The sequence below is a fragment of the Desulfitobacterium sp. LBE genome (genome assembly GCF_007830365.1).
Classification (GTDB): Bacteria; Bacillota; Desulfitobacteriia; order Desulfitobacteriales; family Desulfitobacteriaceae; genus Desulfitobacterium; species Desulfitobacterium hafniense.
Window position 1 is genome coordinate 2,973,104 of sequence record NZ_VLKD01000001.1, and the last position, 15,039, is coordinate 2,988,142.

The 15,039-nt window shown below is 47.0% G+C and carries 7 protein-coding genes; 3 read left to right on the forward strand and 4 right to left on the reverse strand.

The window, feature by feature from the left end:
- Positions 1–11 precede the first annotated feature (11 nt).
- From DESLBE_RS14110 to DESLBE_RS14120, 3 genes are all read right to left on the reverse strand, one after another.
- The gene (locus tag DESLBE_RS14110; RefSeq protein ID WP_144677382.1) at positions 12–1,109 is read right to left on the reverse strand and encodes a response regulator; all 1,098 of its coding nucleotides are present in this window, start codon (positions 1,107–1,109) and stop codon (positions 12–14) included.
- A 26-nt stretch (positions 1,110–1,135) separates the two neighbouring features.
- Positions 1,136–3,073 carry a histidine kinase gene (locus DESLBE_RS14115; protein ID WP_144677383.1) on the reverse strand — a complete coding sequence of 646 codons (1,938 nt, stop codon included), beginning with the start codon at positions 3,071–3,073 and terminating at the stop codon, positions 1,136–1,138.
- An 83-nt stretch (positions 3,074–3,156) separates the two neighbouring features.
- Positions 3,157–6,195 (reverse strand): ATP-binding protein, encoded by a 3,039-nt coding sequence (locus DESLBE_RS14120; protein ID WP_243131320.1) that lies wholly within the window; start codon positions 6,193–6,195, stop codon positions 3,157–3,159.
- A gap of 416 nt (positions 6,196–6,611) precedes the next feature.
- Here DESLBE_RS14120 and DESLBE_RS14125 point away from each other — a divergent pair, with 416 nt between their 5' ends.
- The 3 genes from DESLBE_RS14125 to DESLBE_RS14135 are packed head-to-tail and all read left to right on the forward strand — an operon-like array spanning position 6,612 to position 11,243.
- Positions 6,612–7,328, forward strand: a complete 717-nt coding sequence (locus DESLBE_RS14125; RefSeq protein ID WP_202980548.1) for an ABC transporter ATP-binding protein — start codon at positions 6,612–6,614, stop codon at positions 7,326–7,328.
- Positions 7,329–7,337: 9 nt separating this feature from the next.
- Positions 7,338–9,908 carry a hypothetical protein gene (locus DESLBE_RS14130; RefSeq protein WP_144677386.1) on the forward strand — a complete coding sequence of 857 codons (2,571 nt, stop codon included), beginning with the start codon at positions 7,338–7,340 and terminating at the stop codon, positions 9,906–9,908.
- Between the two features lie 3 nt (positions 9,909–9,911).
- Positions 9,912–11,243, forward strand: a complete 1,332-nt coding sequence (locus DESLBE_RS14135) for an ABC transporter permease (RefSeq protein WP_144677387.1) — start codon at positions 9,912–9,914, stop codon at positions 11,241–11,243.
- A gap of 118 nt (positions 11,244–11,361) precedes the next feature.
- Here the strand turns inward: DESLBE_RS14135 and DESLBE_RS14140 are convergent, their stop codons facing one another.
- Entirely contained in the window at positions 11,362–15,039 is a 3,678-nt protein-coding gene (locus DESLBE_RS14140) for a cell wall-binding repeat-containing protein (RefSeq protein WP_144677388.1), read from the reverse strand.

Consider the following 15,039-nt stretch of genomic DNA (forward strand, 5'->3'; position numbering starts at 1 on the left):
CACACCATATACTATTGTTCCTCAAAAAATTTTTTCAATTTATCCTGAGGCTTCTCTCCCAGCTCTTCCATCAGAAACTTTTCCATCTGGAGATATAAGCGCAGCGCCTCGCTTTTCCTGCCCATTTTCAAACAAATTTGAATGATATGGCCGCAGATCTCCTCATTGAAGGGATCGATTTCAAGGGCCCTTTTATACATTTTTTCAGCCTGTTCATATCCCTGCTTTTCCCTGTAATATTCCGCTGTTTCCAGAAGGGCGCTTATAAAGCCGCTCTCAAGGCTTCGGGATTTTGAAAAGGACCACTCATAGGCTTTGCCCTGAAAGAGTTCACCCTTGTACAGTTCAGCCAGCCGGTCAAGAGTTTCGACGCGGTCTTTGCTGCTCGGCCTGCCTCTCAGCAGCCTTTCAAATTCATATAAGTCGCAGGAGATCAGCTCTGAATCGATACGAATCTCCTTACGGGTGGCGGCGATGCATTTTTCCAGGCCGTGGGGGCTGAGCGCCTTACGGATATAGTACATGGTAGAATTTATGTTTGTCAAAGCCCTGTCCGGTTCTAAACCATCCCACAGCGTATTGACAATTTCATCCCGGCTGACATTTTTTTTAAAAATGAGAAAGGCGAACAGCTCCTCCGTCTTGGGCGACCGCCAGTTCACAATGCCGGAGTCCGAGTCCCCAACAGCCGCACGAAAACCGCCGAAGCAGGAAACCTTCATTTGGGGTTTGCTTTGCCGGCCTGTGCCTATACAGGCGCGCTGCAGCCTTTGGACCGTCTTTTCAAGACGGTCACGGCTGATCGGCTTCATCAGATAATCAACGGCTTCCAATTCAAAGGCTCTGACGGCATATTCGTCATACCCTGTCACAAAAACCACCTTGGCGGAGCCGTCAATATCCTTAATCTTGTTGGCAAGGGCAAGGCCGTCGGTTTCCGGGATGCAGATATCCAGAAACACCGCATCCGGTTTATTTTCATTGATATATTGCAGCGCTTCTGCGGCCGTATAAAACAGTCCGCAGACTTCAACGCCTGGCATACCGGCAAGCATATTACCCAGACGGTTCAGGGACAGTTCTTCATCATCAACAACTATGACCTCCATCTAATATTACCCTCCGCTACGATTCATCATAGATTACCGCGTGACAGCGATGTCTCTTGTGAATTCCAGGGAAGCTGAAACGATACCCTCGTTCCGGCTCCTCTTTCACTCCATACTTCAAGCTCATTTCCGTAGATCAGTCTGAGCCTTTGGTTGATATTCCACAGGCCCACTCCGTTTTCGTCCGGCGCCTGCTCCAGCAGCCGCTTCACCTGTGAAGGCTCCATGCCGATTCCGTCATCCTCAATGGAAAAAACCACGTTGGCCAGCTCTTTTTTTATCGAGATTTTAACGGTTCCCCCGCTTACGCCGGACATCAGACCGTGTCTTACCGCATTTTCGACCAAAGGCTGCAAGATGAGGGGAGGAATCGGAAGATTGATGCTTTCATCGATATCATACTCCACATTGAGCCTCTTGCCGAAACGTACTTTTTCAATGTTCAGATAGGCCTCCAGCAGCTCCGTTTCCTTTTTCACCGTGGTAAGCGAATCCAATGTTTTAAAATCAAAGCTTCCTCTCAGATACTCGGAAAGCTGTATGACGACGTCTTCCGCCTGATCGGGAGCCTCTTTGCATAAAGCGGCGATGGAATTCAGGGCATTATACAGAAAGTGAGGCTTGATCTGAGACCGTAAAAACGCAATTTCAGCGTCCTGTGTACGCTTGATCGATATCCTGAGGTTAGCCAGAACCTCGTAATAATGCATGGAAAGCCGGAAAATCGTCACGAAGGCAAAGGTGACAATATAAATCTGGCAGAGAGAGGAAACCGTCTTCAGGGACAGTGCAAAAAGAATCGAATCGGCGGAATAAAGATTGAGGGCCAGGATCGCAATGAAAAGCAGTAAGTAATCAAGCACGTCGGATTTCTTACATCTCAGAAATAAAACTGTCGTCCTTGCCAACAGGATGATCAGCACGATTGTATTTAAAAGCATAATAAACGGGTGCAGCTTGTAATAGAGGTAGATCGGCAGGGTCAGCACAGCAATCAGATAGCAGCCGTATACCGCAGAGACCATTCCTGTCATTCGCAGCGAGATAATACCCTTTCTGGCCTGATAAAATATCACGGTTACGGCAATCAGGCTTGCGGACAGAAAGAAATCCTTCATTTTAAATATCGCTTCAAAGGAAATATCCGGCAGCATCATTACCAGAGGACGTTGATCGGTGAGCGCGTTTCCGACAGCGAAAAGGAAACAAAAGATTGCAAAAGACAGCAACGAAGCAGCCTTTCTTTTGAAGTATCTGGCGTTGATAAAAAAAATGAGATACAACAGCGCGATAGACCACAAAGTAACCAGGACACTGAAGCCCAGCAAATTGCCTTTCTCCTGCTGAGCCAGCATGGCTGTTTGTTCGCCAATCTTAAAGGACACCGGTATCCCGCCATTTATGTAATCGTAATTTGCAGCCTGCACGATAATTTCCAATTCGCTGCCGTCACAATAATAGAAGCCCAGCTGGGGATTGTTTCCCGATTCATACTCCGCTTCCGTAAGCGACGGCACTCCGTCTGAAAACAACTCCTGACCATCCACATAGACCCTGCTTGACAGGCGGACATTTTCCTTTTTCAGCCCCAGCACACCGTGGTACGGGATATTCTTTAATACAAGCCGGTAGGTTGCACATCCAAAAGCAGGAAGTACCGTGCCATTGAGTTCTTTGCCGCTCCATATTGACGGAACCCTCATATATCCTGTCAGCTGGGGAATTCTCCCGCCGTCCGGCTGAAAATCCTCCGGGCCGAGAAGCTGACTCCAGTAAAATTCCCATTCCCCATCCAGCTTTAGGGTTGGATCCTTCTGAATATCCCATGCCGAAAGATCCATCGTCCCAGCCTCAGCATGCAGCGAAAGAGGGTCCGGCCCCCGGCTGTCGGAGATCACGGAAGGCAGAATCGAGGAAACCCCTATGATCGTAATGATTAAGATTGCTAAAATTCGTTTTATCAAGATACTTTCTCCTGAGGTCTCCTTGTTTTACACTATTTGATTATGCTTTAAAATAAAGCGCGAGACAAGCGGATTTTTGGAATTTAAACCAGCTCTTTGGGCAAAAAAATACTGCACCGGGTTCCCTTTTCCAATTCAGAGTCGATTAAAAAAGCAGCTTTGGGCAAGGAGGCTACCCTCATCAAAACATTCTTGAGGCCTACACCCTTTCCCCCTTTTCCGTTCAGGATCCTCCCTACCTCATCCTCACTCATACCTACGCCGTTGTCTTCTACGATAATGTGAATAAATCCTTCCCCCTCCGTAATCCTCAGAGACACCGTTCCCTCTCCTTCTTTATTAAAAAGCCCGTGCCGTATGGCGTTTTCAACCAAAGGCTGAATAAGCAGCGTCGGAATCTTTATCCCCTTATTGAGGATTTCCGGATCAACATAGGTTTCATAGTGAAGATGCTTTCCAAACCGCAGCTGTTCAATTTCCACATAGGTTTTGATAAGGTCCAGCTCCTGCTGCAGTTGTAAAGTCTGCTGGTTCTGATCCCGCTGAAAAATATGTCTTAAATATCTGCTCAGGAGGGATAACATCTCGGAAGCCTTCTCCCCATCCTCATGACAGAGGGCAATGATATTGCTTAAAGCATTATAGATGAAATGGGGCTTGATTTGGGCCTGCAAATAAGCCATCTCACTTTCAAAAGCCTTCTCCATGGTATCCGTCAGCTTCAGCAGGCTCCTTACCCTCCATTGAACCTCTTCTGCCGTAAAGGGTTTGGTAATATAATCATTAGCGCCGTTTTGATAAGCCAATTCTATTTCCCTCTCCCTGTTCCTGGCTGTGGCAATGATAATAGGCAGTTCGATCAGAGAGTAATTTTGTCTTATTTGTTGGGTCAGTTCGATGCCTGACATGCCGGGCATCATCAGATCGGTCAAAAGGAGATGGAATTTTTCGTTTTTAAGTGATTCCAGGGCTTTCTCCCCACTATAGGCTGCAGACACCTGATACTCTCCCTCCAACATAAGGGATAAAACTCTAATATTGGTGGGTTCATCATCGACAATCAATATCTTTTTCATTTTCTCACTTAAGCCGGAACTTGTTGGTTTTGAACTCCAAACTTTTCTTTCCAATACCGATCCGGCAGTCATTTCGGTGTTTAAACACTGCCCCTTGGCAAGTCGTACCGCCATACTTGTCCCTTTATTGACAACAGAATCGGCAATCCATACCTCCCCCTTCATTTTTCTGGCCAGCTGCCTGCTGATATATAACCCCAAACCCATACCCTGTTTATAGTCCTGCTGCGGCAGCGAATCATGATTGAAGTCCTTAAAGACCAGCTCCCAATGTTCCTGCGGAATTCCCTTTCCCGTATCGGAAATGGTCAGGACTATGTCCAAGCCCTCCTCCCTTGCCTGGGCAACAATTTCTCCTTTTTCCGTATGCTTCATGGCGTTGGAGGTAATATTATATAAAATTTGCCTCAGGCGATTTTCATCAGCCTCTACGAAGGTCATAGGTTTTACTTTATTCAGCATCTTCACTTCCTTGCCCTGCAAGTCAAAGGACAACAATTGAAATACCAATTGAATCACCACATATAGATCCACCGTGATAAGATTCAGCTGCAAGTCCTCATGGCGAAGCTTTATGACATCAATCAAATCATTAACCAGCAGCGAAAGCCTGGAGGAAGTATCCTGAATCAACAAAAGGTTTTCCCTTTGCTCCAGGCTTAAGGAAGATGTCTCCCCCTTCAAAAGGTGGCCGGAGATATTGATAATACCGTGGAGGGGAGTTTTCAGCTCATGGGATGTTCTGGCCAGAAACTCATCCTTTATTTCCCTGGATCTTATCAATTCCTCGGAAAGGGCTTGTACTTCATTCATTTTGTTGGTGAACCGCCTGGACAAAAAGAGATTCAGGCTGAGCAAAAAGGCGAATATCCCTAATCTCGCAATCATATTTCCATTGGTATATCCTGAATAATATAAATTGGAATCAATAATGATGACTCCGGCAAATATACAGCACAGGAAAATATAAACCGACTCATTGGGGGGCAATCTTCCCTGTTTTTTGTAAAAAAGCATATAAATAAGTCTTATGATATAAAAAAACAGCAGTAAATTGGCGTAAAAAGTAATATATAATTTGACGGGCGAATAGCAGTGGTAGGGTATCAAGATAACCACTCCCAGATAAATCAGCACGGGCATCAGGGATAGGATTAAATTCCTCCCCTTGATAGTTCCCGGCTCCAGGGATTGAATAAATAAAGTCAGCGCTGCAAAGCTGGCAAAAAGAAAAAAATCCTGCAATTTATAAGCTACGGCAAAGGGGATCTCCTCAAAAACCTGCATTAAAACTTTTTCCCCAAAAGTAATTGAGACTATAGAGATGCTTAACAGAAACAGTCCGCTGAACAGGTAGGTTTTTTCTTTGTCCCTCATGTTATACATATGAAGGTGATAAATACCGAACATAAGGAACAGCAGAAAAACTGCCATATCTCCTCCAAAGGCCAGCATATTTTTCTTCTCTATGTAATTCTTGAGCCCCAGCTGAATGGGGTGGGCAATTCCTCCCGTAAAATGGACTTGATTCGATACCTGAATAACGATCTCCAGCTCCTCAGCCGGCTCTACTACAACAACGTATGGCGTATTAAGGGCCTGATAGCCCTCAAGACTGTCTGAGGGCAGTCCGGATTCTTTGACCAATTGACCGTTGATAAAAAGCCTGTGGGCCATCCATATATTATGAATTTTTAACCCCAGCTGCTCCTGCAATTCCGGCAGCTTTACAGAGAGCCTGTAGGTGCCGTTCCCCCTTGATTTCTGAAGGAAAGCCCCCTTTGTTTTATCCCAGCCCCCGGGAACCTTCATGAAATAATGACTTCCCTTGGGAAGCTCTTCAGGCTGCAGAAGTTTTCCCGGGTAAAAATCCCATTCTCCATTTAGGAAGACACTCCTATCCTTTGTGAAGTCCCAGGAAGACAGATCCAGAGTCCCCCGTACAGCAGCAGGAGATTCTTGTTCGGGAGCATCGGTATAGTAAATAGTGGATAGCATCAGCAATGTTGTGCTTAATAGGATTATCACAGCGATAACCTGTTTCATCTTAAAATATCTTCTCAATCTATCCTGCAACCTCTTTTCATAATCTACTATAAGTTTATCTATTTCTCTCTCAAAAATCTCTCAACAAAAACAAATGCAGCTCACACTTTTATTTTATTTTTCTATACTCTAAGGGCAGTATGACGAAGGTACTTCGAAAGGCAAAAAAATCTCCTTGGTTAACCTAAGCTAACTAAGGAGATTTAACAATTACCTAGTGGTTTGCTAAAAAACATAAAATTCCGATAAAAACCCGATATTGCAAGGGTTTTGGAATATAGCTGTCGAATCCTAGATGTTGGAAATATAAAATTCGGTTAATGAGTCAGGACAATCCGAAAAGTTCACAAGCCGATAAGAAAAATAAGGGTTCGGTTGACAAACCCCAATTAAGAAAATCAGGAAAAGGAGACCTATTGGATTTGGAGAAACCATTAATTGAAATCCGCAACCTTCGCAAAGAATACATTATGGGGGAAGAAGTCGTTGTTGCCTTAAAACGAATAAACTTCTCCATAAATCGCGGGGAACTGTGCTGCATATTCGGCGCGTCAGGTTCAGGAAAAAGTACGCTTTTAAATCAATTGGCAGGGATGGAGAAACCTTCTAAGGGGGGCGTAAAAATAGGCGGCGTTCCCATTTCCCATTTGAATGAAGATCAGCTTGCCGAATTCAGGCAAAAATATATCGGCTTTGTCTTCCAGTCTTATAATTTGCTGCCTATGCTGACCGCCACAGAAAATGTGGCCCTGCCCCTGATGTTTCGTGGTGTGCCGGAAGTAAAACGCAATGCCATGGCCCAGAGCATGCTGCAAAAGGTTGGGCTTGGGCATCGATTGCATCACTATCCCGGACAAATGTCGGGCGGGCAGCAGCAGCGGGTGGGAATTGCCAGGGCCTTTGTCACAAAACCTGCGGTTGTTTTTGCGGATGAGCCTACCGGGAACCTTGATACAAAAACAACCAAAGAAGTTATGACTATGATCAAAAACTTTGCAGGGACGTTTAAGCAAACCATCATCCTGGTCACCCATGACCCGGAAATGACAGTTTATGCCGACCGGATTGTGACACTGGTAGATGGCGAGATTGTCAGCAATGAAATAAAAAATAAACCGATTAACGGGAATTAAGGAGGAATTATGAAGAGCACTCTGCAAAAATTACGTTACATAATGGCTATGCTTTTGGCTATAATTTTGATCGTTTCCCCCTTGAGGACTGCTGCAGCATTAGGGGCCGATACAACCGGTATAAAAAGCAATCTGGCTATAACCGGATATAAGGTTACTGATACTTCCGGAAACATCCTGTCATCAGTCCCCTCGGGTTATCCGATAAACCTGGAAATCACTGTGAAAAACCCAGGTATTAAGAGTTCTGACATATCAGGTTCTGCGGATATTGACGTATCCAAATTAGTGGATAGCTTTTCAGGGAGTGGCAGTCCTGCAGTTACCATAACCTCTCAAGCCACAGATCCCCTTGCCATGACTATCAAATTCTCTAATGTTAAGTATAGCGGGTCCGGTAAAACCTTTAAGTTCATGGTTGGCTACAAGAGCTTATCTGTAGATTATGACATCACAGATTTATCTATAACGGAATGCGTTGATCAGGAAAACAAACCTGCCGATAATGACAAAGTAACCCCCACCCCCACCCTGCTGATAACCGGCTCTCTCAACCGGGACACCTTGAAACCCGATCAGCTCATGGATCTGACCATCAACATTGAAAATCTCAGCGACTCGAGCCTTCAGGATGCGGTGGTGTCACTCACCCCTTCAGAATCAATTTACCTTGTGGCCGGTAAAACCACTTTCTTTTTAGATACTATTGGCGGCAAACAAACCAGGTCTTTTACCGTGAAAATCAAAACGGGGAGTGAGCTTCCCCCGGCGTCCCAAAGTGTTGGCGTGGATCTCAAATACAATTATGACAACGGAAGTGCCCTTGTCCAAAGTACCGCCAGCGAACGAATTAACCTGATCAGCGAAATCGACGAATCTTCTGAGCCAATTCTCTTCATCAGCGGCGTTCAAACGGACGAAGTCCTGAAAAGCAACGGCGAGAGGGATGTCACGATTCAAGTCACCAATATGAGCGATACAATGGCCTCCAAGATTCAAGTTACACTCACTCCGTCGGACTCCATTTATTTCCCCAACGGCAAAAACTCCTTTTTCTTACCCAACATGAAAGGCAACAGCGAAGAACGCCTCACCGTGAGAATCAAGGCGGCGGGTGCGCTGGCCTCGACACTGCAAAGTATCGGTGTTGAGGTAAAATACTCCTATACCAACGGCAGCAGCATTGTCCAGGAGACGGCCACCGGCAAAATTATCATTGCAACCGCCGACAAATCCCCGGCGCCCGTTCTTTTTATCAGCGGCGTCCAAACCAAGGACATCCTGAAAGGCGACGAAGAGAAGGATGTTACCCTGCAAATAACCAATATGGGGGAGACCACCGCTTCCGATATCACAGTTTCCCTCAATCCCTCAGACTCCATTTATTTCCCGGACGGCCAAAGCTCCTTTTTCCTGAAAGAGATTAAGGGTCACACGGAAGAAAGCATCACCGTCAAAGTAAAGGCCGCCAGCGAGCCGTCCTCATCCCTGCAAACCATCGGTGTCGACGCAAGCTATTCCTATGACAGCGGCGGCGGTATCGTACCGGGCACGGCCTCCGGCAAGGTTGTTGTGGTGACCGAAAGCCATAAAGATGCCGACGCCTCGGTTCCCTATCTCATCGTCAGCAATTACTCTTATGGGGGAGCTCCGGTAGCAGCCAATACAGCCTTCAAGCTGTCCATGGATTTTTACAATACCAGCTCCGACCTGAGTATTGAAAACATTGTGGTCACCCTGGAAACAGGTGAGAATTTTTCTGTGGCCAGCTCCTCCAACACCTTTTACTATGAATCTCTGGGGGCGGGACAAACCCTTACACAGGATTTGGATTTGCAGGCCTTGCTCGTCGCCAACTCCGGTCAAACCAGTATATCGGGTGCTAAAACGGTAGAAGTCAGTTTTAAATATGAGTATAACACCGGCAGTAAACGCGCCACCAACACCATGAGCGAAAAGTTGTCCATCCCCATTTACCTGCCGGATCGTTTTGAACTGGCGCAGCCTCAATTACCTGATTTCGTCGCTGTCGGGCAGGAGTCGGTTATTACTTTAAGCTATGTGAATAAAGGGAAAAACCCTATATCGAATGTGGAGGCGGCGATTGAGGATATTACAGGGGAAATGGAAACGCCTGCCAAGGTGCAGCAGCTTGGCAATATTGAGGCGGGAAAGAGCAGCACCATCGGTTTTGCTTTTATGCCGTTGCAGCCAGGGGAACTGTCCTTCACCATCAGAATTACTTATGAAGACGCTAATTTAGAACCTGTCATCAAGGAATTTCCGGTGCTGGTCTCAGCTTTTGATGCGCCTCCCCCCATGGATATGGGCATGCCGGAAATGGCCCCTGAACAAGAAAGCAAAATCCCGCTCCCTTGGTTGATTGGCGCAGCCATTGTCTTACTGGCTGGTATAGGAATTGCCGTAATGCGCATCAGGAAAGCCCGGGCACAAAAGAAAATAAGCTCGATCGACTTTTCCTGGGAAGAAGACGCGCCCGCCCAAGACCTGCCGCTGACGGAGGATAAAACCGACGGCAGCGCACCAAGCACAGATGCGCCTTCCAAATCAGAGGTATAGAGAATGACTTGGAAAGATATTTTAAAAATGTGCCTGCGCAATTTGCGCCGCCGCAAATCCAGAACCTTATTAACCGTGCTGGGGGTACTGATCGGGTGTTGCAGCATTGTCATTATGGTGTCCATCGGCATCGGCACGAAAGTCTCCCAGGAAGAAATGCTGGCGGAAATGGGAGATTTGACAATTATCACCGTTATGGTGCCCAATATGGGCAACGATCAAAATAAACTGGATGACGCCGGCATCAGAACGATTGCTCAGATACCCAATGTCATTGCGGTATCGCCGAAAATCTCTCCCGACGAACTGTTCAACGATGTTTACTTTAAGATCTACGCCGGAATTGGCGACAGATATATCAACGATTGGCTCCCGATAGCGGCCTATGACAGCTCCAGCCTGGAAAAGCTGGGATTCAAGCTTGTGGATGGAGCATACCCCGCCAATACTAAGGGGGTGCTGGTCGGCGAAATGTTTGCTTACAATTTCCGGGACTCCTATCGGCCGGAAGGAAGCAATCGGGTTGACCGTTACGCCAATATTGATTTTAATAATTTCGATATGGACCAACTCAAGAACAATATGCCGGACCCCTACTTCAACCCGCTCACGTCCTCCCTGACTCTGGTCCTGGAAAAGGAAGGCATCGCCAAATACAGCATCCCCCTTGAAGCAACCGGACGTGTCAAAGAAGATTACAACAAAGGTTACGAAACCAGCGAAGGTGTCTTGCTGGACCTGGCTTTTCTGGAACAGATCTTAAAGGATTCCGGTGCGGCAAACAACACGACCGAAAAGAAAAGCTATCAAAATGCTCTTGTTAAGGTAGATCACATTTCCAAAGTCGCCGAAGTGGAAAAGGAAATCAAGCGGCTTGGCTTTGATACCCGATCTATGGAAAGCATCCGTGAGCCCATGGAAAAAGAAGCGCGGCAAAAACAGCTGATGCTGGGAGGACTGGGAGCTATTTCATTGTTCGTGGCCGCTATTGGGATTACCAATACGATGATTATGTCCATCTCTGAACGGACCAAGGAAATCGGCATTATGAAAGCGCTGGGCTGCTATGTAAAGGATATTCGTATTATTTTTCTTACGGAATCCGGTATTATTGGTTTCCTGGGAGGAGTTGTCGGCAATGTCGTCAGTCTGATCATTTCACTAATCATGAATTTTGTTTCGGAAGGTGCCGGCGGCAGCAAACTATCCATTATACCCCTCTGGCTTATCGGCTTTGCCGTTGTCTTTTCCATTTTTATCGGGGTGGGCTCCGGGTACTATCCCGCCAACAAAGCCGTGAAAATATCGGCGCTGGAAGCAATTAAAAGCGATTGAATCCTAAGCCGCCGGCTGCCCTTGCGCAGAAAAGAAGCATTTGCATATGAAAACGACGGCCTTCCGCCGCCGTTTTCATTATAGAAGGAGGGCAAGTTCCCTTCTTCATGTATTTTCTTTATTTCCCGATGATCTCCTTCAGCATTTCTTCAACTGCTTTACTGACGGCTCCTTCTCCCCCGAAAAGGGTTCCTCCCGTTATAGCCCTTGTCCTTAAGTATGCTGCTGCTTCTTCCGACAGTTCTTCATCGCAGAGGAGGAGCGGGGAGTTGTGGTTTGCGGCATAGATGCTTCCGGCTAAGGCATCCGGAAAGTTCCTTCCTGTGGCTATACTGACATTTTGTCCCGACAAATTGAAGTATTGGGCTATTTTCAATGCGGTTTCATAACGATCTGTTCCACCAATCCGCACTATTTTATCCGCTCCTAAGCCTGCTGCCTCGGCAACCTGTTTTTCTACTGCGGAGCTGATCTTTCCTTCGCGCCCTAAAATGTAGACTTTAATCGGCTTTATTTTTTGTAGGGCTTGGCTTATTTCCGGCCGGATTTCATTTCGCCCTACTAAGAGAATGGGGCTTTGCATTGCGGCTGCGCTGCTGCTTATGGATAAGGCATCAGGATAGTCTTCCCCATAGACTAGCACGACCGGGGTCCCCTGGGGTACTTCTAAGTATTCTGCGATCTTTAGGGCCGTTTCATAGCGGTCCTTTCCGCCAATCCGGGTGATCTTTGTGAAGCCCCGCGCCTTTATTTTTTCTTCGATCTCACTGCCGACGATTCCTTTGCCGCCTAAAATATGGACAGTTCCTGCACTGTCTAAGTTCATGCTTATATACTCCAGAACTTTTTCTTGTTCTTCGCTGGAGCTGTCGATAAGCAGGATGGGGGCATTGAGCTTGTAGGCCAGCACGCTTCCGGCTAAGGCATCAGGATAATTGGCAGCGGTAGCTAGGATGACATGCTTTACTTTTGCTGTGAAGGTTGCTTTGGCGATTTCCAATGCGGTGTCGACTCGGGTTGGGCCGGCAAGCCGTTTTATGCCGAGGAGGGGCTGATTCATTTTGAAATCCCATTTGACGAGATCTTGTTCGACGGAGATGGTGGGGCTTTTATACTCCTCATACCCTTCTTTGTTCGCCACGAGGTAATAATCGCTTTCCGGGAAGACCATGAAGCCATAGGCTCCGCTGGGGTCGCTGTTTTGAGGGTTTATATTCTGGTTGGGCTTGAACTCTTCGAGTGGGGGAAGTTCGACGAGGGTGCCTGGGGTTTTGCCGACGGCTTTATTCCGGGCGGTATCGGCATAATAAAGGGTTACTTTGGCCCCGGCAAGGGTTTTCCCTGTTCTTCCATCCGTAATGATGCCGTAGGGGTCGATTAAGGTGACATCCAGTTTGACGCTGCCGCTGGGATCGACCGTGATGTCCATCGTGCCGATGGTAATTTTTTGGCCATTTCCTAAATCATAGCCGATCTTAAAGGTGTGGTCCGTACCTTGGGCCAGGTTCGCGATTTGGAACGTTCCGTTTGCTGAGATGGAAAGCTGGGTTCCTGTATCCTTGGTAATCACTACCTTAGCCAGATCGAGCAACGGTGTGATTGTACCGTCCGGCTGCTTGGTGACGGCAATCTGGGCCGCGGGCAGGGTAAGGGTTATCTGGTTATGGCTGTCCTTGGCTACGGTGGCGGTAACGTTGGACACGGTGCCGCCAGTGGCTCCGTCTTTAACATTGCCTGTGACGGTAGCTGGGGGTGTCGACGGGGGTGTTGGTGTGGAGGGAGACGTGGAGTCGTCTCTATCCGATGAATCATCCGTAGGAAGGGTTGCCCATTTAGCATAGACTGTGAGATTGCCTGTCACGGGGGTAATTGCCGTGAATTCATCGGCAAAGGTGTCATTATCGATGTACCACCCGGCAAAGCTATATCCTGCTTTGGTCGGCGGCGGTGTCGGTAAGGCTACGGTGTTATTTTCCGCCACATTGGGGATCGCGGCGACCGTGCTTCCTCCGTTGCTCTCGAAGCTTACGGTGTAGGTTGCCGGAGGCAGGGGCGTCCATTTGGCATAGACTGTGAGATTGCTTGTCACGAAAGTGCCTGCCGTGAATTCGTCGGCAAAGGTATCATTATCGATGTACCATCCGGCAAAGCTGTATCCTACTTTAGCCGGCGGTGCCGGCAAGGCTACGGTGCTATTTTCTACCACATTAGGTATCGCGGCGACCGCGCTTCCTCCGTTGCTCTCGAAGGTTACGGTGTAGGTCACCGCCGCAGTCATTGTAACATTGACTAAATTGCTGATCTTAGCATTGCTTGCTGTCCCCGATGCTTGTTGACACCCTGCTGCATCTATGGTATATGCCGTATTACTTTTCGGCGCAAAGCAATAGGCATACCCACCGGCATCCGTTGTGTACTGGCTTGAATTTATATTAATCGTTGCTCCGGCTACATTGCTTCCTTCTTTGGTTACATGAAATTTCAGATAGACCCAGTCATCCGTTCCATTTTTTAAGGTTCCACTGCTTCCACCCATACCTTTACCTTTACCAATATCCTCAGCTCCGGTTCCAGCAAAGGCTTTAACGAGCGGGTTGCCTGAAATGGTAACTTTTTCACCATTATTACCCGATGTTCCGCCAATACCTGCGCCTCCATTACTTCCACCAATGGCCGTTATCGAACCCCCGGTAATATTTATTGTTCCTTGTTCAGATAAATAACCACTGCCAATACCCGACCCTCCAAAGTTGCTGTTAGTTCCTCCCGTTGCTGTTATCGTACCACCAGATATATTTACAATCGTGGGAGAGCCAAATCCAAATGAAGAGCTTCCTATGCCTGCACCGGCACCTTCCTCCATATCAGCACTTCCATTGGCCGTAATAGTCCCACCATTGATATTTATGATATAACCTCCCCCCGTGTTACCGCCACCAATACCTGCTCCAGTTTTATTTCCTGAAGCGACAACAGTTCCGCCATTAATAGTTATTATTCCTTGGCTGGCTCCATTATAATTAAAGCCCATACCGCCTCCGATACCTGCCGCTGCTTCTCCTCCAGTTGCCGTTATAATACCTCCATTAATTGTTATGGTTCCGCCTTTTGTAAAGCCTTGAACAGAAATAAGACTTCCACCGATACCTGCTGCTCCGTAAACAAAATTTGGGTAAGCCGCTGCTCCTGTGGCATTTATGGTTCCACCATTGATCGTTATTTCACCGCAGCTACCGTAATCAGTGTGATTATTTTTATAATAGCCGCCAATAGCTGCAGAACCATTTTTACCAAGTACAGTAAGTACTGCATCAGCATCGTTTGCAACATCGGCTGCTTTGTCTATTGTTAGCTGCACTCCATCATTTACGGCAATACCCGCTTGATCCCCCGTAATCGAGCAATTCCCTTTGAGCCAAAGCTTATGCCCATAATTACCGGTGTTAGAAAAATCGATACCATGCTCACCACTATTACCTCCCGATACTGGAGCCGTTATGTTGAGGTCTTCAATGGTTAATTCCAGTGCTGAGCTTCTCCCACTTTCCACACTAATGCTTGTATTAGTGTGAGCGCCATTTCCGATAATTCTTACAGCAGTTACTGTTTTAGCAATGGTGATTTTACCGGAATATCCTGCATCCAATTGATAGTCGCCATTGCTTGAAATAGTGTAATTGCCCGTTGGCACATTTGTTGCAGCCAATACATAGACACCGTGTCCCGGGATCATACCCAGTACCAGGCATAAGGTTAACAGAATTGTCATTGTCTTTTTTATTAAGTTTGTATACAT